16 protein-coding genes and 1 tRNA gene are annotated in these 23,377 nt (G+C 40.4%); 10 read left to right on the forward strand and 7 right to left on the reverse strand.

All coding sequences use genetic code 11. From position 1 onward, the window contains the following. Positions 1-11: 11 nt before the first annotated feature. The 3 genes from KZP23_RS09880 to KZP23_RS09890 all read left to right on the forward strand — a co-directional run bounded on the left by KZP23_RS09880 (position 12) and on the right by KZP23_RS09890 (position 3,785). Positions 12-1,679, forward strand: coding sequence for a SusD/RagB family nutrient-binding outer membrane lipoprotein (locus KZP23_RS09880; protein WP_226336078.1), 1,668 nt, complete (start codon positions 12-14; stop codon positions 1,677-1,679). A gap of 253 nt (positions 1,680-1,932) precedes the next feature. Further along, positions 1,933-2,550, forward strand: a complete 618-nt coding sequence (locus KZP23_RS09885) for an RNA polymerase sigma-70 factor (protein ID WP_226336079.1) — start codon at positions 1,933-1,935, stop codon at positions 2,548-2,550. Between the two features lie 128 nt (positions 2,551-2,678). After that, complete coding sequence (locus tag KZP23_RS09890) at positions 2,679-3,785, forward strand: Gfo/Idh/MocA family protein (protein ID WP_226336080.1); 1,107 nt, start codon at positions 2,679-2,681, stop codon at positions 3,783-3,785. A gap of 437 nt (positions 3,786-4,222) precedes the next feature. Here the strand turns inward: KZP23_RS09890 and KZP23_RS09895 are convergent, their stop codons facing one another. The 4 genes from KZP23_RS09895 to KZP23_RS09910 all read right to left on the reverse strand — a co-directional run bounded on the left by KZP23_RS09895 (position 4,223) and on the right by KZP23_RS09910 (position 10,996). After that, on the reverse strand, positions 4,223-5,662 hold the full coding sequence (locus KZP23_RS09895; RefSeq protein WP_226336081.1) for a SusD/RagB family nutrient-binding outer membrane lipoprotein: 1,440 nt from the start codon (positions 5,660-5,662) through the stop codon (positions 4,223-4,225). 80 nt (positions 5,663-5,742) lie between these two features. Next, on the reverse strand, positions 5,743-9,186 hold the full coding sequence (locus tag KZP23_RS09900) for a SusC/RagA family TonB-linked outer membrane protein (protein ID WP_226336082.1): 3,444 nt from the start codon (positions 9,184-9,186) through the stop codon (positions 5,743-5,745). Between the two features lie 180 nt (positions 9,187-9,366). Continuing rightward, positions 9,367-10,317, reverse strand: coding sequence for a FecR family protein (locus KZP23_RS09905; RefSeq protein ID WP_226336083.1), 951 nt, complete (start codon positions 10,315-10,317; stop codon positions 9,367-9,369). Between the two features lie 97 nt (positions 10,318-10,414). Beyond that, positions 10,415-10,996 (reverse strand): RNA polymerase sigma-70 factor, encoded by a 582-nt coding sequence (locus KZP23_RS09910; protein ID WP_226336084.1) that lies wholly within the window; start codon positions 10,994-10,996, stop codon positions 10,415-10,417. Between the two features lie 272 nt (positions 10,997-11,268). Here KZP23_RS09910 and KZP23_RS09915 point away from each other — a divergent pair. After that, a tRNA-Ala gene (locus tag KZP23_RS09915) sits at positions 11,269-11,342 on the forward strand. A 244-nt stretch (positions 11,343-11,586) separates the two neighbouring features. Here the strand turns inward: KZP23_RS09915 and KZP23_RS09920 are convergent. Further along, the gene (locus tag KZP23_RS09920; protein WP_226336085.1) at positions 11,587-11,784 is read right to left on the reverse strand and encodes an IS66 family transposase; all 198 of its coding nucleotides are present in this window, start codon (positions 11,782-11,784) and stop codon (positions 11,587-11,589) included. Positions 11,785-12,131: 347 nt separating this feature from the next. Here KZP23_RS09920 and KZP23_RS09925 point away from each other — a divergent pair, with 347 nt between their 5' ends. Then, positions 12,132-13,715 (forward strand): type I restriction-modification system subunit M, encoded by a 1,584-nt coding sequence (locus tag KZP23_RS09925; RefSeq protein WP_226336086.1) that lies wholly within the window; start codon positions 12,132-12,134, stop codon positions 13,713-13,715. 166 nt (positions 13,716-13,881) lie between these two features. Beyond that, the gene (locus KZP23_RS09930) at positions 13,882-15,045 is read left to right on the forward strand and encodes a restriction endonuclease subunit S (protein WP_226336087.1); all 1,164 of its coding nucleotides are present in this window, start codon (positions 13,882-13,884) and stop codon (positions 15,043-15,045) included. On the opposite strand, the gene KZP23_RS09935 is transcribed toward KZP23_RS09930, so the two are convergent. After that, positions 15,038-16,150, reverse strand: coding sequence for a restriction endonuclease subunit S (locus tag KZP23_RS09935; RefSeq protein WP_226336088.1), 1,113 nt, complete (start codon positions 16,148-16,150; stop codon positions 15,038-15,040). The two genes, KZP23_RS09930 and KZP23_RS09935, sit on opposite strands and share 8 nt — an antisense overlap. Positions 16,151-16,234: 84 nt before the next feature. On the opposite strand from KZP23_RS09935, the gene KZP23_RS09940 reads away from it, so the two are divergent. The 4 genes from KZP23_RS09940 (at position 16,235) to KZP23_RS09955 (ending at position 22,090) form a co-directional block, all read left to right on the forward strand. Beyond that, positions 16,235-17,161: a tyrosine-type recombinase/integrase gene (locus KZP23_RS09940; protein ID WP_226336089.1), complete on the forward strand. Its 927-nt coding sequence runs from the start codon at positions 16,235-16,237 to the stop codon at positions 17,159-17,161. A 276-nt stretch (positions 17,162-17,437) separates the two neighbouring features. Beyond that, positions 17,438-18,343, forward strand: coding sequence for an Abi family protein (locus tag KZP23_RS09945; protein WP_226336090.1), 906 nt, complete (start codon positions 17,438-17,440; stop codon positions 18,341-18,343). Between the two features lie 102 nt (positions 18,344-18,445). After that, entirely contained in the window at positions 18,446-21,322 is a 2,877-nt protein-coding gene (locus KZP23_RS09950) for a type I restriction endonuclease subunit R (RefSeq protein ID WP_226336091.1), read from the forward strand. 33 nt (positions 21,323-21,355) lie between these two features. Next, positions 21,356-22,090, forward strand: a complete 735-nt coding sequence (locus KZP23_RS09955) for a winged helix-turn-helix domain-containing protein (RefSeq protein ID WP_226336092.1) — start codon at positions 21,356-21,358, stop codon at positions 22,088-22,090. Between the two features lie 125 nt (positions 22,091-22,215). Here the strand turns inward: KZP23_RS09955 and KZP23_RS09960 are convergent, their stop codons facing one another. Beyond that, positions 22,216-22,512, reverse strand: coding sequence for a hypothetical protein (locus KZP23_RS09960; protein ID WP_226336093.1), 297 nt, complete (start codon positions 22,510-22,512; stop codon positions 22,216-22,218). Between the last annotated feature and the right edge of the window lie 865 nt (positions 22,513-23,377).

Here is a 23,377-nt window from a genome sequence, read left to right on the forward strand (position 1 = left end):
AATCTAGCATTATGAAATTATTCAAAAAATATATATATGTTGTCCTAGCAATTGCTTCATTCAGTTGCACCAAGGACTTTGCCGAAATCAATACCGATCCGAGTATTGTGTCAGAGCCAGATCTAAAATATTTGCTGACCTATTCTGAGGACAAGTTGATGACCTATCAAGGAACGGAGTGGGTATGGGAGAACATGGAGCATTTGTTGAGGTATACCCAGCATGTGTCAGCAAGTCCCTATGAGTTGACTAATAATGTGAATACAAGGTACAATGCATTTTATGCAGATATTTTGCCCAATTTGATTGAAATCAGAAAGCAGATTGATGCTATGAATGACCCAGCGGCATATCAAAACATGAAAATGGTGACTTATGCTCTTGAGGTGCTTCATGGAATAAAAGTTACCGATTTGAATGGATCTATCCCTTATTCAGAGGCGGGCCAAGGTCGGTATGAGGTTAAGTTTGATCCCAAGTATGATAGTCAGGAGTTTCTCTTTGATACCTGGTTGGAGAGACTGGATGAAGTGATCAATACCCTCAGTTCTAATGATGGCGATAGTCAGGAATCTTACGGATCTGCAGATATTTATTATCAAAGTGATTGGACCAAATGGGTGAAATTGGCCAATAGTTTAAAATTAAGAATCGCGGTGCGATTGGAGAACCAAAACCCAACAAGGACGGCTGAAATATTTCAAGAAGTAATGAACCATAGTATCGGGCCGATCGATAGCAATGATGACCAAATGGTATTTACTCACGACAATTATTCTCCTTTTGGTAGAGGTGGTGATATCTTGTACAGAAGTACCCGATTTGGGACAATGTCAATCATTGATTTCTTAAAGAAGACCAATGATCCTCGATTATCCATATACTTTTCTCCCAATGATTTGGTAGGGAATTACAAGGAAGTGTTGGAAGAAAACAATGTGGATTTACCAGAATTCATCGATCCCAATGATCCTCTGATCCAGTTCCAAGGAGGTCCTGCAGATTGGACAGTGGCACCTGAGATTGCAAATTATTTTAGTAATCCACTGGTAGTGGGCACGGAGCGTTTTTCCCTTATGTCTGTAGCCAATCAAAAATTCTTTTCTCCTAAGATGGACAACAGCAATGGGATTTGGAAAGATGTCGTTGTTTCCCATGCTGAGACCTGTTTTTATATTGCCGAGTTAATTGCAAAGGGCTATGGAAATGGGGCTGGAACCGCTGAGGATTGGTATAATCAAGGCATCAGGGCTTCCATCCAAACGATGAATGATATTGCTTTAAGCGCCATGTCAACAACAGCCTTTGATGGGGATGGTTTAGCTGAAATAGATGCCTTTCTTTCAAGACCAGAGGTGATGTTGAATGGTTCCAATGACCTAGAGAAGATTTATATTCAACAATACCTGAATTTTCTAAGGCAGCCTAATGAAGGATTCGTGTTTTGCAGAAGGACTGGTTATCCAAGACTCGACTCCGATTATTATGCAAGAGAGGAATTTAACGAGATCGTACCAAGGAGATTTTGGTTGAGAGATCCAGGTGAAGTGAATAGGGCCAATTGGCAATCAGCATTGGATGAGCAGGGATTCACTCCTCTTAGCCAAGATGTAGCAGATTTGAATGCTGAAAAAGTATGGTATGATAAAACTGCTCCGGCTTTTGGCATGGGAGAATAATTGACTCATCATAGGCGCAATGCCTATGGTATTTAGGTCCCCAGATCATAATAAACTTGTGATCTGGGGATTTTTGTTTATGGGTTATTCATGACAAACTAAAATCACTAAATAATAGTATGTTGACGATTTTACATACTATGTTTTCCATGTTTTATAAAATGTTTTGTTATTGGTTGTGTATAGTTGCTATTCTTTCGGTTTCTGGTTAAATTATGTTGATTTGTATTGTATTTAGCCAGTTTAAAATGATATGAAAAAGCAATCACTCCAATTTTTTGAATATGAAGATTTGACCACTTTCAGAAGCTTTTTTGAGAAGTATTTTGACAGAATGTTTACTTTTTCACTTTATTATCTAAAAAGCAATCAAGTGGCCGAGGAAGTGGTTTCTGATGTTTTTATTAACCTGTGGAAGAGAAGACATGATCTTGGAGAAATTGAAAATATTGAAGCCTACCTGTATAAAGCCGTTAAAAATAAATCACTTAGTGCCATTCAGAAAAAATCTAGGGTGCCCGTGTTTATGGATTTGGACAATCTTAATGTTTTGGATAAAGCAGTAGATCATTTTCATCCAGAATCCAGCTATTTTCTAAATGAATTATATGAACGGTTGGATCGGGCCGTAGATACACTGCCCTCTCAATGTAAAATAGTGTTTAAACTCGTGCGGGAAGATGGTTTGAAGTACAGAGAGGTTGCTGAGATTTTGGAAGTATCCGAAAAGGCCATAGAAAAACAAATGGCCAGGGCCCACAAAAAACTCAAACCATTTTTTGATGATTATTTGAACGATAATACCCATAAGAAGATGGCCAAAATCATAGGTGGAGGGGCTGCATTATGGGTGCTTTTTATGCTAGTATAGTTTATATTCATTTTTTGAACAGGCTTTACAACCATTGATCATCTAAATAATCCTACGATAGTCCCCTTTCTTTTGGCTTATTGGGGAAAGTAGGAAATTATAAGATGAAATAACAAACCAAGATAACTATGAAATTATATGTTACAGTAATCGGACTGTTTCTGATATTGATGAACTTTTTTCCCCAAGGGATAATGGCACAAGAGAAGACACAGTTTGCGATGGTGGGGCTTTCACATGGTCACAGTCCCTGGTTTTTTGAATGGGGGAAGCAGGAAGGAATGGAGTTGGTAGGTGTCTATGAGCCAGATGCAGCATTGGCCAATCGTTTCAAGGAGCGGTATGATTTGGATGAATCATTGATTTATGATGATCTGGATAAAATGTTGGAGGAGAAAAAGCCTGAGGGAATACTGGTTTTTGGGCCTATTTTTTATCATTTGGAGGCAGTGGAAGCAGCTGCTCCCCGCGGCATCCATGTGATGGTAGAAAAGCCCTTGGCCACGAATTTGAAAGATGCCAAAAGAATGGCCGCTTTGGCAAGGGAAAATAATATCCATTTACTGACCAATTATGAGACTTCTTGGTACCCAAGCACTGAAAAAACGTATAGGCTTTTTGAGCAAGATCATGGTCAACTTGGGGAGATTCATAAAATGGTCTTTCATCATGGCCATCAAGGGCCCAAGGAAATTGGGGTTGGTCCAGAGTTTTTAGCTTGGCTTACCGATCCAAAATTGAATGGAGGAGGGGCTTTGGTTGACTTTGGCTGTTATGGTGCCAATATCATGACCTATTTGAGGCACGGAGAAAGGCCAATATCCGTGAGGGCCGTAACCAAAAACTATAAGCCAGAGATTTATGATAAGGTAGATGATGAAGCCACTATAATTGTAGATTATAAGGATGCACAAGGAATTATACAGGCTTCTTGGAACTGGCCTTTCAATAGGAAGGACATGGAGGTTTATGGACAATCAGGATATGTGATTACAAAGGATGATGAGCATATGCGTTGGCGGTTTGCAGGTCAAAAAGAAGTAGGATCAGAAGTGAAAGCGGAGGAACTTGACTTGATCAGTAACCCATTTGTTTATTTTGATAATGTGATCAAAGGGAATTTTGAGCCTGCTCCATACAGTTTGTATAGTCTAGAGAATAACCTAATGGTGGTGGAGATATTAGATGCGGCCAAGGAATCAGCAACGACTGGGAAAACCGTGAGATTAAAATAAATTGGCTTCAATTTTTACTGTGAGGATTCCTACATATAATTAAATCTGATTATCCGCAATGATGCCAGTAACCTTAAATCCTTTGCTTAAGTGGTCGGGAGTTTGAAGACTGAAGACCGAAGCAGTTGATATTTTAACTAAAACCAACATTTCGATTCGCTTTTAACCTTTACTGGTGCAATTGCGGATATACATTTAATTAAAAATGGCGCTTGTCATTTATACTGTCAAGCGCCATTTTATTCAATTGATGATTAAAACAGGTTTTAACCCGAAATATGCATTAGCTTATCTATTACGGACCGAAAATGCTTTAAAATCAGACGCTTTGCTGCTGTTTTCGACTTCACCATAGCGGTGCTATGCCTCAGTCTCCAAATAGCCTGATTTTCTTGCATTTTCAGTCCTCACTACGATTGCTAATGCATAATCCGGGTTTAATTATTTCTGTCCCACCACACTTTGACATTGATTTCATCTCCTCCCATTCGGTTTACAGCTTCTTGGTAATTTTGGAAATTACTGTTCGCTTCATCGATAGGGTAGTAAAACCTGGAAGGCATTTCGCCATCATTTAGCATGGATGCAGAAGTAGGGAGACTAGGAAGCCCTGTCCTTCGCCGCTCAAACCAAGCTTGATAGTCTGTAAAGAATAAGTCATAGTATTTTTGAAGTAAAATACGTTCTAAGCTGCCGTCATAGGCTGCAAGTGGATTGTCGAAATATCCTTCTGGAACTTCCTGGCTCCACATTTCTATGGCTGCCCTAACCCCATTTTCATAGTGTTCTTGAGCATTGGCCGTATAGCCCCTCTGGGCCATTTCGGCTTTTATAAATTCTACCTCCGCATAGCTCAATATAGGGATTATAAGCGGAGCCTCTGCCAAGCTTCTTTTCACTCCTGAGGCGGTTGCGATGCTGTCTGGTAAGGGATTTTCTACAAAATCTGTTGGCTGTCCGATATAGCCATAGTCTTCACTTTCCAATCCCCTGGCCGTACTGGCAAATACTCCTATTCGCGGGTCTTCAAAATTTTTCAAGTTATCGATAAAAAATTCCGTGTAATACCTGAATACCCCAAAGTCCTGCGGTCTGTCCCAAGGAGAAAGAGTAGGTGCCACACCGTTCAAATGCAGCACTGCAGCTTCCTCACCTGAAGTAAATACCGGATAAGTTTCAGGATTGTTGATCATTGCCGTGATTTTGTCAAAGGCACCCATTTCAGGACGGTTAGAGATCCTAAGCAATAATCGCAGATGAAGAGAGTTGGTGAATTTTTGCCACTTCTGTACATCATTTTGGTAGAGGATATCACTAACATATGACATTCCCTGATCTAGGTCGTAGATGCTGTTGGCATATTCCAGGTCAGCCAATAGCTGGGTATAGATTTCTTGCTGAGAGGAAAAATCAGGATACCACACTTCTTCTTCTGCCTGAAGGGCGTTGGCCATGGGAACATCTCCAAAGCAGTCCGTAAGCACGGAGTAGGCATAGGCTTTAAGGGTCAGGGCAATGGCTTCATAATTGGGCAGTCCATCGCGTACCGCTGCAGCTTCCATTTCAGCAATATTACTCAGATTGGTGTAATAATTATTCCATGTGGAAGCACCGATGTTTTGATCAAAATCATAGAAAAATGGCGAATTATTGAAATCATCCGTTTGCAGGAACATTTGCATCAATGGCGCGGTGACACTGCGCATTTGCTTGACATTTTGACTGGCCAAGCTATAAAGTACCGGATTTAATGTACTTCCTGCTGTGATTTTACTCAGGTTGTTAGGATCTGTATTGGTCTCTTCAAAGTCTTTTGAACATGCGCCTGCCCATATACAAAGGGAAGCAAGAAACAGGGTATATATGTGTTTTTTCATGACGGTAGTTTTATAGGTTGATTAAAATCCGATGACGATGTTTACGCCATATTCATTGGGGACAGGCATTTGGCCCACTTCTACCCGGGGTGCATATTGGTGCCTCCTGCAAATCCGGCCACTTCTGGATCATAAATGGGGAAATCCGAGAGGACCGCCAGGTTTCTTCCGTAAACTGAAAGTCGCATTTCATTCAGTGGCGTCCTGGATAGGAACTTCTCCGTGAAATCATAGGAAAGGGTTACTTCCCTCAGTTTGATAAAAGAAGCATCAAAGGAATTGGCTTCTGTATTGGCCAATGGATACATCAGGTTATAGTAATTGGCTATAGAGATGGCCTTGGTGTTTGGGGAATATGTGCCATCACCATTGTCCACTACACCTTTGCCGACAAGTTCACCCTCTTCTCTTCCTACTAGGGTGTGTTTTAATTTGCCTTGTTGGGTAAGTTTGTGATGGGTGTGTGAGTAAATGGTGCCTCCGTATTTGGCATCTATTACTGCATTGATACGGAAATTTTTATATTGGAAGGAATTGATAAAACCTGCCACCCACTTGGGTTGGGTATCACCGATATAAATGATGTCATCAGTCATTTCCGGGGAGCCATTCTCATCGAAAATAATCTCTCCTTGTGGACTTCTTTTGTAACCTCTACCATAAAGTGCAGCAGGAGATCCCCCTTCTACCGCGACAAGTCTTGCACTTGAAGAACTTAACATTTCGAACCTGCCGCCTTCCGCGTTTTCATGAAGGGACATTACAGTGCCTTTATTTTTGGCCCAAGTTAGGGTGGTGTTCCATTTGAAGTTTTTGTTTTTTACCGGAGTACCATTGAGCATGATCTCTAAGCCACGGTTGCGTACTTCACCGGCATTGATGGTAACGCTTCGGTAACCAGATGAATAAGGGAGCGGGGCATTGAATATTTGGTTTTTACTGTTGTTTTGATAAACAGCTACATCCAATTTTAACCTACTCTGGAACATTCTGAAGTCGATTCCCAATTCCTTACTGGTGGTGATTTCTGGTTTAAAATCTGTATTATACAAAGAGGTGGGAGCTAAGGCCGAGCCAGGGAAATCAGAGCGTCGATAGTACTTGTCAGTGCTGTATCGGTTGCCGTATTTTCCAGCCCCGCCTACCTGGGCAATAGAAGCCCTTAGTTTGGCAAAGGTAATGCTTCTTGGCATTTCGAAAATTTCATTCAGGATAATCCCTGAACTTGCCGACGGGAAGAAATAAGACTGGTTGTGTTTTGGTAAGATACTGTTCCAGTCATTTCGTCCAGTAAGGTCCAGGAATACCTTGTCCTGCCAGCCCAAGGTCACCATGCCGTACAAGCTGTTGACCTTATTATAGCCATCAAATTTACTTGTAAAAAGTTGCGAGCCATTTACCAAATTATATTCTCCGGGGATCTCTAGCCCTTCAGCCCAGGAATCTTGACGGAGGTAACGATAGTCCATCCTATTGCCTCCAAAATTGGCAGTGACTTCCCAATTATCAAAAGTGTCGGAATAGCTGAGCAAAAAGTCTGTGTTCACCTCTTGCTTGAACACATTGGTTTTGCGGTAATATCCACGTGCATATCGGTTGATGTCATATGGCCTTTCCTGATCCATGTTTTTGTCATACATGTTCAGGGCACCACGAAGCATTAATTTGACTTTGGGGTGCAGTTCGACATCCATTTTGAAGTTTCCGGTAATGGCATATTGGTCCAGGCTGTTTTGGATCTCATAGACCATGGCATAAGGATTATCAATATAACTGCTGTAAGGTCTGATCATGTCCAGTTGCTCTTGTCCTTTTTTCCAAATAGGCTCGTACCAAGCGAGGTCCACATTAGGGTTTTGGAAAATCATAAAATAAGCAATGGAGTGGTTGTTGTAGCCTTGGCCTGGAAGGTTGTCACTGGTACGATTTCTATAGTCTACTACCGAGCTGAGCTTGATGCGGTCGGTTATCTGGTAGTTTCCATTGACAGAAAGTGAAAGTTGCTCAAATCCTGTATTGGGCATGATCCAGTCGTTTTTAGAATGGGTGATTGAGCCACGCATGGAGCCTTTTTCATCACCACCTTGGAGGGATACATTGGTGGTTTGTGTGACACCTGTTTGCCAAAAGCCCTTGCGGTTATCTTCATAAGGTCTCCATAGTTGTCTCTCTGGGGATTGGCCTTCTACGGTTGGGTCATACTGATAATAATACTGTCCGTCGAATTTAGGACCAAAGGCACTACTACTGCCTGCTGTGCTGTTGCCATCTTCTGAGGCTCCATAAGTGTAATAAAGTCGGTCATTATAGGGCACGGGGTTGCCATTTTCATCAGTGGCAGGCTTTAGGTAGCCACCTTTTCCACTTCCCTGACCATATTCATATTGCCAATCTGGCCATCTTTGGATATTGTCGAATTTGGTGTTGCTGCTGACGGTCACGCCCAGGCCTTTTTGGCCCTTTCCTGACTTGGTGGTAATGATGACCGCTCCATTGGCTGCTTGATAACCATAGAGGGCTGAAGCTGCCGGACCTTTCAGTACCGAGACACTTTCGATATCGTCAGGGTTGAGGTCAGAGATGGCATTGCCATAATCTACCGGTGTGTCGTTGCTGGCACTTCCGCCCATATAGCCATTGGATGGCCCTGAACCAGGATGTTCGTTTTGGATAGGCACCCCATCAATGACGATTAGGGCTCCGTTGTTTCCTGGGTCTAGCGAGCTATTGCCCCTCAAAATGATCTGTTGGGAACCTACTGGGCCACCCAGTCCATTGATTTGTAAGCCTGGAACTTTGCCCCGCAAAGCTTCAGACCAGTTGTTTGGGCGGGCTTCGGTAAGCTGTCTGGCGCTAACAGTTTGCTGGGCATAGCCTAGCTTTTTTTCTTCTCTTTCCATTCCCAGCGCGGTAACGACCACTTCGTCCAAGGCATTGACATCTTCTTCCAAGACGATCGTTATATTGCCCGCTTGTTGTACAGGAATTTCTTTCGTTTTATATCCAAGGTAGGAGACGATAAGTGTAACAGGAAAGGATGGTATTTCAAGGGTGAATTCCCCGTTGATGCCACTGACACCGCCCTTGGAGGTGCCTTTGATCAGTAAGGTGACACCTGGAAGGACTCCCCCGTCAGCGTCGGTGACTTTTCCTGTCAATGATGCCATAGGTGCTTCCTCGGGCAAAACAATAATGGTTTTGTTGGTGGTTTCAAATGAAAAGCCTGTTTTTTGGCCGATTTGATGTAGGATTTCCGGCAAAGGTTCGTTGTTGAACTGGAAAGAGAACAAGGAACTTTCTTGGCTTACCTTTTCGTCAAATACAAAATAAAACGCTGTTTTCCGTTCGATTTCGGCAAGGACTTGGGTGATTTTTGCATCTTCCAAGGAGAGGGATAATCGAACTTTTGAGAGTTTGCTTCCTCCGGAGTAGGAATGCGCTTGGGCTGCCATGAGGAACAAACAGAGCAATAGAAGCCCCGTTTTACGGTTCAGAGCAGTTAAAAGTTGTAAGGGTGTTTTCATTTTAACAGAAATTAGATTGGTTGTGTTTGATTTTCTTTTCTAGTTATTGATGCATTGTTTGAAATGGGTTTATAAAACTGTCATGCTTTGAAGAGCAGACACTCGGATATTGAATTTTGGTGCATGTACTACCTGATAGGTTTTGGCTCTTTTTATGTATGATGACATGCTTGGATAGTATTAAGGTGTATCGATCTGTTTTTCCTTTATATAAATGATGTTGGGCTGGAGGTATTCATAGGAGCATTGCTTGAGCAAAGCGATGCTTTTCAAAATGTTCTCAGCAGTCTCGTTTTTAAATTTTCCACTGATCTGTTGTTTTTTTAATTCATTGGATTCAAATTTTATTTCAAGTCCAAAGCGGTCTTCCAGGATTTTGGCAGCTTCCCCAAGACTGGTGTTTTTAAGGACAATTAGCTTGGTCCAGGCGATTGGTTCCTGGTGGCTAAAAGAGGTAATAGCTGATATCTGGGAGTGGAGGCAGGTAAGCTGTTGGTTTCTGCTTATGACTACCGCCTTTTCAGGATGCATGTGAGGGCTTACCTGAACTTGGCCTGAAATGACACTGACAGTGGTAGATTCGTTTTTTGGGCTGTTTACATCAAAGGAGGTTCCCAGTACTTTTATTTCTGTGTTTTTGGTGTGGACCAAAAAGGGGCTTGTTGTGTCCCGGTAGATGTCGAAGAAGGCTCTGCCTTTTAAAATGACTTCTCTTTTATTGCCAAAGCTATTTGGGTAGGTCAGGCTACTGTTTTCAGCCAGGGTGACGGTGCTGCCATCTTTAAGGAGAATCTCCTTCTGTTCTCCCATGCCGGTGGCAAGAGTTATTTTCCTGTGGTCAGCAATATGCTTAAAGGTAATCCCCATGACCAATATGAGGGTCAGAGCAACGGCGACTTTAAGGATGGGCCAGATAGCCCGGGAGTTGGTCTTTTTTTCATCATATAAAGTCCCTAAAATCGATAAGAAAAGTGCTTGTCCTTTTTCATTGGATAATATGGATTCAATATCTTCCGAAGTGGAATGATGCTGCATGTTATCGTAGAACTTTTCTACCAATTTATTCTCGCTTTTGCTAGCGGTTCCTTGCCGGTGTTTTTCTGCCAGCTTCAAGAATTCTTCTCTTTTCAAAATCTCCTCTTTAAGGGATAGTGCGAAAAAGTGGGGGGACACGTAGTCCAAAAAGTGAACTTAAAGGTTTCTTAATTCTTCAATGGAGAAGGTTACATTACAATAACCTTAGGATAATAAAAAGTATAAAATAGCTGGTTTCTTGGAGGCGGTTGCGCAATAGTTTGAGGGCATTGCTGATATGGCTTTCCACCGTGCGTTTGGAAATATTTAGTTCTTGGGCAATTTCACTGTTGGTTTTGTTTTTCAGCCTGCTGAGTACAAAAACTTCGTGGCATTTTCCTGGAAGTTGATTGATATTGGCTGTGATGGCTTCCTCTAATTCAAGGTATTCCATATTGGTTCTTTCGCTTTCCTGGTTGCCCAAGTTTTTTAATGTTTCCTCATGGACAAAGTCGAACCTTAGTTTCTTGATATGTGCAGACAGCTTATATTTGATGGCTTTAAAGAGGTAGCTTTCTAGGTGGAGGATGGTGGTGTTATTATTGTTTTGCCAGAGGCTGATAAAAATTTCCTGTACACAATCTTCACAGACCCCTTCATCCCTATAAACACTGTAAGCATAAGCATACAGTCGCTTCCAATACCGGTCAAAGATCAGCTGAAAGGCAGTATTGTCGCCTTGCTTAAGTCGTAACAAGAGCTTGGAATCGGATATGCTATCGTTGGATTGGTTCATGGTTTAGCTTACAATCGCAAAGTAAGGGATTGTTAAAAAATGATGCCTAAATACCATTTTAAGTTTAGGTTATCGAAATATGAAGCTCCGATTTTTGAATAGAAGGTTTCCGCATGATGACGTTTTACCTTAAAGAAAGGGGTGAAAAAAAAAACTTGCTCAAAAGGGAGAAAAGTCTTGTTTCAAAAAAATGTCCATCCTATATTTGTGCCCTCATTAAGGGGGATTGTCCCGATAGCTATCGGGAAGATAAAGGCCGCCTTGAATAAAATGGGGGATTAGCTCAGTTGGCTAGAGCGCTACACTGGCAGTGTAGAGGTCATCGGTTCGAATCCGATATTCTCCACAACTCAAAACCGTGATCAAACGATTACGGTTTTTTTGTTTTTTAAGGAGGTGTATTTTGTGTATATCTTATATTCTCCCAAGATCGGATCAATCAATATTTCTGAGGGTGAATAATTTCAAACTTAAATTTTATCTACCCTTGTCAGATTAAGCGTAGTTTAAGTCACAAATCTGCCTAGACAGTCAATTGTGCAAAAGGATGAACATAGATGTATTATAAATAAGTATATCCGTGTTCATCTTTATCCATCTGTGGTTAATAAATAGCGCATATCAAAGCTAAAATAGACTGTTTTTCCCCTGCTTTTCGGTTTGGCCTCCAAGATTGTCGGTAATACCCAGGGAGCTGAAAGGAGATAGCCTTTGAATCCCTCTAATATCTTTTTGTAAGCATCCTGTTCACGTCTCTTTTGGTAATCAAACAATATGATGATGTCCACCGGGTTATGCTAAACCCAATAGGAACCCAAATTAGGTATTCTTCTTTTGGGTGCTGTCCATTTCGATTATTGGTGTCTTGATGAACATTATGGTTGCCGAACTGCAGTAGCTAGGGCAAGACAAATCTATTCAACAGCAAATGGCTGTAAGGCCTGCAGCAATGCGTATCATACTAGCTAATTTATGGATGTTTTATCTGAATACTAGAAGCTGATTTGGGGATGAGACCAGTATTTTTTGTAAAAGTTAAAAAAAACAATTTTCTTACTATCTTTTTTAAGTATTTTTAGCCTAGCCCAGTTGTCTTTACTATTTTTAATATTCCATTTTTATTGATTACACCGAAATGTCAGAAGATCAAAAACAAAAGCTGGAAAGCCAATTATGGGGTATTGCCAATCTCCTTCGTGGAAAAATCAGCGCGGATGATTATAGGGATTATATTCTGGGCTTTATATTCTACAAATACCTTTCTGAAAAACAATACCTCTACGCCAATGAGCTGCTCAAGAGTGAAGGAATAGAAGATTATGCGAGCTTGACTGAACCGGATTTATTGGAAGCCATTAAGGAAGAGTCTTTGCTGAAATTGGGCTACTTTTTGCAGCCTCAAGAATTATTTTCTGCTATGGCTGCCAAGGGGAATACCGATTATGAGGATCCGGATAAGGTAGAGGGTAATGGCAGTAATTATATCCTGGATGATCTCCAAGCCGTGCTGAACCATATTGAGCAGAGCACCATGGGCACGGAATCGGAGGATGATTTTAATGCCCTATTTGAGGACTTGGACTTGAACTCCACCAAGATCGGCCGTACACCCAATGCCCGAAATGAGATCATCGTGCAGATCCTTAATCGCTTGAACCAAATTGACTTTAAGCTGGAAGATATACATTCGGATGTATTGGGAGATGCCTATGAATACCTGATAGCGAAATTTGCTGCCGGTGCTGGCAAATCAGCAGGAGAATTCTATACCCCGCAGCAGGTGTCCAAGATTTTGGCTAAAATCGTGACCACAGGAAAATCTAAACTAAAGTCAGTGTATGACCCCACTTGTGGATCTGGTTCATTACTGCTTCGGGTAGCGAAAGAGGCGACGGTAAGTGAATATTATGGGCAAGAGCTGAACCGTACGACCTATAACCTGGCTCGGATGAATATGATCCTGCATGATGTGCATTTCAGTGATTTTGATATCCGTCATGAGGACACCTTGGAAAATCCCCAGCATAAGAATGAACGTTTTGAAGCCATTGTGGCCAACCCGCCTTTTTCGGCTCACTGGAAATCAGATGCCAATCCTTTGAATGCCACTGATGAGCGCTTCAGTCAATATGGTAAGCTGGCACCCAAGACCAAGGCAGATTATGCCTTTGTGCAGCATATGCTGTATCATCTGGCAGACAATGGCATTATGGCTTGTGTGCTTCCCCATGGGGTGCTCTTTCGAGGTGCGGCTGAGGGAATTATTCGCCAGTATCTGATCAAGGAACTCAATTACTTGGATGCCGTGATCGGCCTCCCTGCCAATATCTTTTATGGAACTTCTATTCCTACTTGTGTTTTGGTGCTCAGTAAGTGCCGAAAGTCGGATGATAATATAGTCTTTATCGATGCCAGTGGGGAGGATCATTTTGTAAAGGAAAAGAACCAGAATGCCTTGCGGGACCAAGATGTGGAATTGATCGTAGACACCTATCAAAACCGTAAAACAATCGACAAGTTCAGCTATGTGGCCAGCTTAGCAGAAATCGCTGAAAATGATTATAACCTCAATATCCCTCGCTATGTGGATACTTTTGAAGAGGAAGAACCGGTGGATATTGATGCCGTAATGAAAGAAATCAAAAGTTTGGAGGCCAAACGAGCGGAACTGGATCAGGAAATAGCCGGGTATTTTAAAGAACTAGGCTTGAACTTTTAATTGACCATTATCAATCCTTAATGTTTTTTAGGTAAGAGAAAAGCGAACAAGAATGGCAAAGCACAACAAAGAAGTAGGCAATTTCCCCCCTTTGAGATTTCCGGGGTTTAGTGGAAAATAGGCAGAGAAAAAACTATCTGACCTAATCATTTCTTTAGATTCGGGTGTGAGTGTAAATTCTTATGACAGGCCTGCAGGTGAAAATCAATTTGGTATTCTAAAAACGAGTTCAGTTTATGGAGGGATTTTCAAACCATCAGAAAACAAGGAGGTAATTGAAAGTGAGATTAGTAGAGCAAAATTAAATCCAAAAAAAAACTCAATTATTATCAGCAGAATGAATACTCCTGATTTGGTTGGAGAAATTGCTTACGTCAATCGTGACTATCCATATCTATTTATTCCTGACAGATTATGGTTAACAAAAACAAATTCAGATATTAATGTTAAGTGGTTATCCTATTTATTAATAACCCCTAAACAACGATCTATAATTTCAAGTATTGGTTCTGGTACAAGTGGATCGATGAAAAATATTTCTAAACCAAATTTTTTAGGTTTAAAAGTGATCTGTCCATTTCTAGACGAGCAACAAAAGATAGCTGATTTTATTACATCATTGGACCAAAGAATCGAAACCCAAATCAAAATCATTGAACAATTAGAAACCTTAATGTCAGGTCTTCGGCAAAAAATCTTTTCTCAGCAGCTAAGGTTTAAGGATGATGAAGAGAATGATTTTCCAGAATGGGAGGAGAAAAAATTGGGGGAAATAGGGGAAACCTATAATGGCCTTACTGGAAAGACAAAAAAAAATTTTGGCAGAGGTGAAAATTTCATCCAATACAAACAGATTTTTGATTCATCAATGATTAACATTATTAAATGTGGATTAGTTGATGTTTCGGAAAGTGAGAATCAAAACAAGGTAAAGTTCGGAGATGTTTTTTTTACCGTTTCCTCAGAAACTCCAAATGAAATAGGAATGAGTTCTGTTTTATTGAATGATGTACAAAATGTTTATTTAAATAGTTTTTGTTTTGGGTATAGACCATTTTCTCTTGAAATGCTTAACCCTTACTTTGCGAGGTATCTGTTTCGGAGTAATACATTTCGAGATAAAATCATAAAATTGGCTCAAGGAAGTACTAGGTTTAACTTGTCAAAGGTTGAGCTCATGAAATTGAAAATATTATTACCTACTCATTCAGAACAAATAAAAATAGCTAATTTTCTTTCAGCTATTGGTAAAAAGATAGAGGCTGAAAATGAAATTTTAACCCAGTACCAAAGTCAGAAAAAATACTTTTTGCAAAACCTGTTTATATAAATATGTTCTGCAAGAAGTACAGCTTTTGTTGCTTCAGTAGCTCTAGGAGCCTGGATTCAAGGTCTATTTTTTGGTCTATAGCGGATAAAGTAGTGGCAATTTTTTGCTGCCTTTTGATGGATGGAACCATAATGCTTTGGCTAAGCAAATTATTCTCATGGATACGTTTACTTCCTGAACCACTTGCTATTGATTCAAGGCGCTTATAATAGGAGGGCCTACTGATATATTGAAATAGAAACTCTGGATCTATTTTCGAATCAATAATGTCCAATGCTGGGACGTCACCAGAGCTGAGAAAACCATCATATTCTTCGGGTACCATAGCTAATGCACCATTGAATAGATTTTGTTTCCCGTAAATAAGTTGTCCTTTTTTTCGCACATAATAGTTGGTCGAACCAATTGATAGTGTGTCAGAGTTGTCATTTCGTGATATTCCCTTCAGGTGGAGTTTGACTGTTAGCAGCTTGTTTTTGTCAATGCTTGAAGGTTTGATTTTTTCAGGAATGACAAGCACCTCTTTTAATTGAATTCGTTTCCATGGTTCATCAAAATCTGTCAGTTTTACTTTTCCCAAAAATATTTGATTGCTTAGTCCTAATTTAAAAGTCTTTAACTCCTCAATGATTTTGTTTTGGGTTTCGATACGTTGATCTATAGTCGTGAGGAAGGTGGCGATTTTCTGTTGTTCTTTTTTTTTAGGAACAATTAGTTTAAACCTAAGTAATTTAGCTACAGATAACCCAGGTTGAGCTGAAGATTCTGAGAGTTTATTTAAATTATAATAGTCCAATCTTTGAGCAAGCCATTCAGTATCTGATTCATTATTTGCCATACCGGCAATTGCGTGTTCTGAAATGTAGGATCTACCATATGATCGATTGATATTTCCACATAGAGCTCCTTGCCTACCTATTAATAAATAAAATCCATCATGAGTATAGGTATTAGTATATCCTCGAAAGCCATTTCCGCCAAAAACAGAAAATTCTCCAGTTTCTTTTATATCAGATGATGTAATCCCATTTCCGCTTTTAAATTCTTTAAATAATTCTTGAAGTCTTTTTTCTATCCACTCCCCACTAAAGCCCGGAAATCTCAAAGGGGGGAACTATGCCATTTAATTTCCTTAAGGTTCCATCAAGTTTAACTTTTTTTGCCCTTATTTATCTTAAAATGCAAAAACATGTCAAAACAAATGACCATTTCGGAAGTGATCACATTATGGAAAACCGACAAAAGGCAGTATGTAAAAAAGTCCAGCTTTTCGGCTTATGTCCTGCTGATCGAAAACCATATCCTTCCGGAATTTGGTAATGAATGTCAACTCAGTGAAAGTATGGTCCAGGATTTTGTTTTCCGAAAATTGGCCCAAGGACTCAGTCAGAAAACCGTAAAAGATGTGCTGATTGTTTTGAAAATGATACTCAAATTTGGGGTGAAAAACCAGTGGCTTAGAGATAGCCCATTGGATATCCGGTTTCCAACAGAACGAGAAAAACATCATATAGAAGTCCTGAGCAAATTCCAGCAGAAAAAGATCATGCAGCATATAGAGCAGCATTTTACTTTCAGGAATCTGGGCATCTATATTTGTTTGAGTACTGGCCTACGTATCGGTGAGGTCTGTGCCCTCACCTGGGAAGATGTTGATACTGATATGGGAATCATTCGTGTAAGCAAATCCATCCAGCGGATTTATACAATAGAAAATGGAATAAGGAAAACAGAACTGATATTGGATACGCCTAAAACGAAGAACTCCATCCGTGAGATCCCTATCAGTCGGGATTTATTGCGCTTGCTGAAACCCATCAAGAAAATCATGAACCCCGCTTTTTTCGTCCTTACCAATGAGCAAAAGCCTACTGAGCCGAGGACTTATAGAAGTTACTATCAGAAATTTATGGAAGAGTTAAATATGGCCGGGCTAAAGTTTCATGGTTTGCGTCACAGCTTCGCCACGCGCTGCATAGAAAGTAATTGTGATTATAAAACGGTGAGCGTTTTGCTGGGCCATTCGAATATTAGTACTACCCTTAATTTGTATGTTCATCCGAATATGGAGCAAAAGAAAAAAGCCATTGATAAAATGGCCATGGCCTTGAAGTAGTAATCATTTAATTTATTTGCGCCTCATTCTCAACAGCTAGAACTCTTTTATCAATCTTAATGTAAATATTAATAATATGTACAATTGTTGTAGAAATAGCGAGAATAATATTTACAGGTATTGACAAAAATATTTACAAATATTTACAAAATGTGACAAAAGTGTGTACTTTTGTATCAACAGTACTCGCCACGCTACCCATCAGAACAGCGTCCCAGGGCGAGTCTTTTGCGTTTTAGGGGTTTTTATTACCATTTTTTATACTTTTCTTGCACTATGCTGTACGAAAAGAAACCTACTACCATTGATGAACAAATAGAACTTTTGTTGGAAAGGGGAATGGTCATCAAGAACGTTCCATTAGCAAAAAAGTACCTTAGCCATGTCAGTTATTACCGCTTGGTAGGATATTGGTACCCCATGTTTGCTGATAAAGAAACCCACGAGTTCAAGGAAAACAGCCGATTTGAAGATGCCATTTCCTTATATAATTTTGATCATAAACTTAGGATGCTGCTTTTTGATGTGATTGAAAAAATTGAAATCAGCTTGCGTACCAAAATGATCTACCATTTATCCCATGAATTTGACCCTTGGTGGTTCCAGGACAGCAACCTATTCATTAATATTCCTTCCTTAGTAAAAACACTTGGTAACTTGGAGGAGGAAGTAGAAAGATGCAAGGATATCTTTATGAAAGAACACAAGAAGAAATATAAAGATGACCTCAGGTTCCCCCCTTCCTGGAAAAGTTTAGAGCTTACAAGTTTAGGAGGCTTGTCCAAACTCTATGGAAATTTAAAACCTTCTGTAAAATCCAAGGATATCATTGCCGGAGAATATGGCGCGGTAAACCATACATTTCTCCCCAGTTGGCTTCAGTCCATTACCCAAATCAGGAATTATTGTGCCCATCATAGTCGCTTATGGAATAAAAATTTACCGGGAAGACCAAAGCTATTATCTTCACCACCACACCCATGGATTGAAGATCTACCTAAGCAACATGAATTCCAGAAAATATATATCCACCTGTGCATCATGAAGTACCTTTTGAATACCATCCAGCCCAACAATTCTTTTACCTTGAGGTTGGCCAAACTTCTGGAGGATTTCCCTACAGTGGATCCCAATGCATTAGGTTTTAAGGGAAATTGGAAAAGCGAACCTTTATGGTCTTAATAAATACGTTTAGATATTAAATTCTTAGCATTTTATAGGCCTTTCGGTAATGAAACCATTATCTTAGGTGTCAAAAGTAGATTTTTTAAGTAGAAATAGCATATGACCACACAGCCTGAACAGGTACTGGAAAATAACCTTATCAAGCAGTTGCAGCAACTGGGCTATCAGAAAGTGATGATTCCAGATGAAGCAGCTTTATTGAGCAATTTAAAAGCCCAGCTTGAAAAGCACAATAAGACCCAGCTAAGTGAGCAGGAGTTTACCCAAATCCTAAACTATATCAATAAAGGCAGTATCTATGACAGGGCCAAGATCCTGCGTGATCGGGTTCCCTATGTAAATGCCCAAAATGAAACCAAGACCATTGAGCTGATCAATCAGGTACACTGGTGCCAAAATGAATTTCAAGTGGCCCAGCAGATCAGCATAGAAGGAAAATACAAGAACCGCTATGATGTGACCATCCTGATCAATGGGCTTCCCCTGGTACAAGTGGAACTAAAGCGTAGGGGGCTGGAATTGAAAGAGGCCTTTAAACAGATAGAAAGGTATGGGATTCACTCCTATGGGACTGGCCAAGGCCTGTTTCAGTTTATCCAGTTTTTTATTATTAGCAATGGCGTCAATACCAAGTACTATGCGAATACTCCCATCAAAGACAGACAGTTCAAACAGACCTTTTACTGGGCAGACACACACAATAGACTGATCACGCAGCTTTCTGCCTTTGCGGATGTATTTATGGAGCCTTGTCACCTCTCCAAGATGATCACCAAGTACGTGGTGCTGAATGAATCCAATAAATCACTGATGATCTTAAGACCCTATCAGTTTTATGCCACAGAAGCTATCATTGATCGGGTAAAGACCACAACCAAATACGGTTATATATGGCATACCACGGGATCAGGTAAAACCTTGACCTCTTTTAAGACAAGTCAGATTTTGACCAACCTTCCACAGGTGCATAAGGTGGTCTTTGTGGTGGACAGGAAGGACTTGGACTACCAGACCACCAAGGAGTTTAACAGCTTTAGCAAAGGAAGTATAGACGGTACCAATGATACCGGAACCTTGGTAAAGCAATTGGCAGGCGATAATAAATTGATCGTCACTACCATTCAAAAACTCAATACAGCGGTCACCAAAAAGCGTTTTTTTCAAAAACTGGAAGCCCTAAAGGATAAGCGCATCGTTTTTATTTTTGATGAATGTCATCGCAGTCAGTTTGGCAAAACCCATGAAAGTATCAAAAACTTCTTTGTGAACGGGCAGATGTTTGGCTTTACAGGTACTCCGATCTTTGAAGAAAATGCTGGCACCAACGAATACGGTAAGCGGACGACCACCATGCTCTTTCAGGATTGCCTCCATAAGTATGTGATCACAGATGCCATACGGGATGAAAATGTATTGAAGTTTTCCATAGAATATATCCAGACCTTTAAGCGTAAGGATCAGGTTCAGGATATCAATGTAGAGGCTATTGATGAAGCGGAAGTGATGGAAGCCTCTCCGCGATTAAATAATATTGTTGATTATATCATTACCCATCATAAGCGAAAAACCCATAACCAACGTTTTACGGCCATCTTCTGTGTGCCCAGTGTGGAAGTATTGATCCGCTACTTTGTATTGTTCAAGAAAAAAGCTGCTGAAGGGCAGCATGATTATAAAATCGCCACGATCTTCTCCTATGGTGCCAATGATGAATTATTGGGCAAAGATGAACAGGATAATACCGATCATTACAATATCTCTTCAAGAGTGAGTATTGCGGCAGAAGATGCCGGACCTTATGGGCAAGCCACCATCAAGCACCCTCGGGAGTTTTTGGATGACTTTATCAGTGACTATAACCAGACCTTTGGGTCTAACTATAGTACCAAGGACAGCCAGACCTTTTATAATTATTACCAGAATATAGCCAAGAGGGTAAAAAACCAGGAAATTGACATTCTCTTGGTAGTGAATATGTTCCTGACAGGTTTTGATAGCAAGCACCTCAATACCCTCTATGTTGATAAGAACCTACAATACCATGGGTTAATACAAGCCTATTCCAGAACGAATCGAATACTTGACGAGCGCAAGTCCCAAGGGAATATCGTGTGCTTCCGAAACCTGAAGAAAAACACGGATAATGCCATAAAGCTTTTTTCCAATATTGAGGCCAAGGATGAAATCATTATGGAGCCCTACGAGGAATATGTAAAGAAGTTCAATGAGCTATTTATCCAACTGCTCCAAATCGCTCCTACGGTCAATAGTGTGAATGATTTGAAAACCGAGGAGGATGAGCTGGCTTTTATCAAGGCTTTTAGGGAATTGATGAGGGTAAGGAATGTGTTGAAGACCTTTACGGAGTTTGACCATGATGATCTTTCCATGACCGAGCAAGGTTTTGAAGATTATAAAAGCAAGTACTTGGACTTGTATGATAAGTCACGAAGCCAAAACCAAAAGGAGAAAGTCTCCATATTGGATGATATTGATTTTGAGCTGGAGCTGATCCATCGGGACGAGGTGAATGTAGCCTATATCGTTAAGCTGCTAAGTCAGCTAAAAGATGCCAAACCAGAAGAAAGGGAAAAGCAGCAGAAAGCCATTGTGGATATGGTTTCCGGAGATACGCGGCTAAGAAGTAAGCTCAAGCTGATAGAGAAGTTTATCAATGAAAACCTTCCCAAGGTGCAGGATTCCGATGATGTATCGGATGAATTTGATGCTTTCTGGACCAAGGAGAAGATGCAGGCCATTGAGGACTTGAGCAAGGAGGAAAACTTGGATATGGAAAAGTTGCAGGGTGTTATTGGTAATTATATGTTTACAGAAAAGCGGCCTATGCGGGATGATGTAATAGGAATGATGAAAAAACGGCCTGGATTAAGGGAGCGACGTACCGTTGCTGAACGGGTTACCGATAAGGTGTTGGGCTACGTAGAGACCTTTATCAATGGGGTAAGTCGGGCTTAATTATCATCATTTAATTTTAGCCAATCAATTATCATGAATAAATTTAAAGAAGCAGCACTACAGATTTTGACAGAGCATAGATCTTCCCTTCATTATAAGGAAATCACCAAAAGGGCATTGAAACAAGGGATATTGATCACTGAAGGCAAAACGCCAGAATCTTCCATGAATGCCCAGTTGATCACCGATATCAATTCCAAAGGTGGGACATCCGCATTTATCAAAACAGGACCTGGTACTTATGGTTTAAATCCTAACCCATCAGTTCCTGTAAAAAAGGAAGAGGTAAAATCATTGGCTCCTAAAAAGAAGGAGAAGGTACAGGGAGGATTTATCGGCAAGGCCGGAGAGCACTATGTAACCGCTGAGCTGTTATTCCGCGGATATAATGCCAGTATCATGAGTGTGGACGTGGGGATGGATATCATCGCAACCAAGGACAATAAACTGTTTAGCCTTCAGGTAAAGACATCGAATCTAAATTCCCAGAACTCATATATTTTTGATATGCGTAAGGTAGCGCTTGAGCGGGGTTATGCAGGGAATGTATTTTATGTTTTCGTAATGATCCATCCACACAGACATAAATCTGTGGTCATCCTACCAGCAAATAAAGTAGATGAGTTGGTCCATACCAATGCCATCAAAGATATCAAGTTACATGATCGCTTTAGGGTCACACTCAAAATCAGGAATGAGAGGCTCTTCATTGGGACCTTGGATAATGAGATTGGTTATTATTGGGAAAATTGGGAGATTATTAAGTGATGAGGCTTTTAGTCTTGTATTAAATATTGATCGAAATAAACTTTTGAAATATGCCATTTGAATTAGGGAATATCAAGCTTCCCGCGCAATGAATTATTATCCTATTGGTTTCTATTCTAGGATCGTTACAAATTATTATCTACTAGATGAATATCCGTATCCCAGAAAAGCGATTTCCGAAGCATGGATAGATTAGGGTTTTTTGAAGGTAATGTGCTTTTCACTTTTTGGATATCAAAATACGTTTGGAGCACCGCTAGGGTACCTTCTTCCAATCCCAGTTTGTCCTCGATTTTCAGGGACAGGGCGGTATTCAGGTTTCTCCTACCTTTGGTGATGGCGTTGAGGGGCTGCGGATATTCATGGATGGACAGGGCAAAAGGACGTTTTTTAATAGCCCGTCTTTTCAGTTCCCTTTCCAATACAATACCCGGTGTATGCCTTTGTATTTTTCAATGTAAGCATTCATATCACAGATATAAGCAAAATTGTTTACATATTTCAATGCTACCATTATAGCCTTGTATGATTTGATTACTTTTTGAAACAATTTTGATAGAAGAGATTTGACTTAACAGTAGAATTTTAGTTTTAAGGGAGAAGGTGATCCCGCAGCAAGGATAGCAGCGGCATCCCCCGGGATACACTGGGGATATAGCGGATTAGTAATGCTCCTAAAAAACAAAGCCAGAGCAAAAAGGAATAAAATGTGTCTTTTTATTTTTTATTCCATAATACTGTGTAAAAGCTTAAACCCGCTTTATGCATTAGGAATCGTTATGAGAACTGAAACTACAAGAAAATCAGGCTGTTTGGAGATTGAGTCATAGCATCGCTATGGTGAAATCGAAAACAGCAGCGAAGCGACTGATTTTAAGGTAGTTTCAGGTCGTAATAGATAGGCTAATGCATAATGCGGGTTAAAGGGGAGAAAAAACGCTGCCCTAATTTTATCGCTTAATCATTCAACTTTGTTGATACCCAACAGAAGCCCTGCCCAGTAGCAATTCAGTGCTTGTCACTTGTTTCTCCTCACATTGTCCCTAGGTTGTCTTTACCTTGATTTTTATAAAAACCAAATTATATTCGGATCACTCAGGGACCTCCTTCGGATCACCTTCGGATTATACTCGGAAAATACCGAGGGTAATCCGAAGATAATTTGGATAAGAGCCCCGCTTGATCCAGAAAGATGTAAAAGGATACTTTACTTGTCCTAGGCTGATCCATAAGGGGTACATAAGGGGATGTCAGGTGTTTAGGAGATTGCTCGCTCCGTTACCTGCT

Source organism: Echinicola marina, assembly GCF_020463795.1.
In the GTDB taxonomy this organism is placed as follows: domain Bacteria; phylum Bacteroidota; class Bacteroidia; order Cytophagales; family Cyclobacteriaceae; genus Echinicola; species Echinicola marina.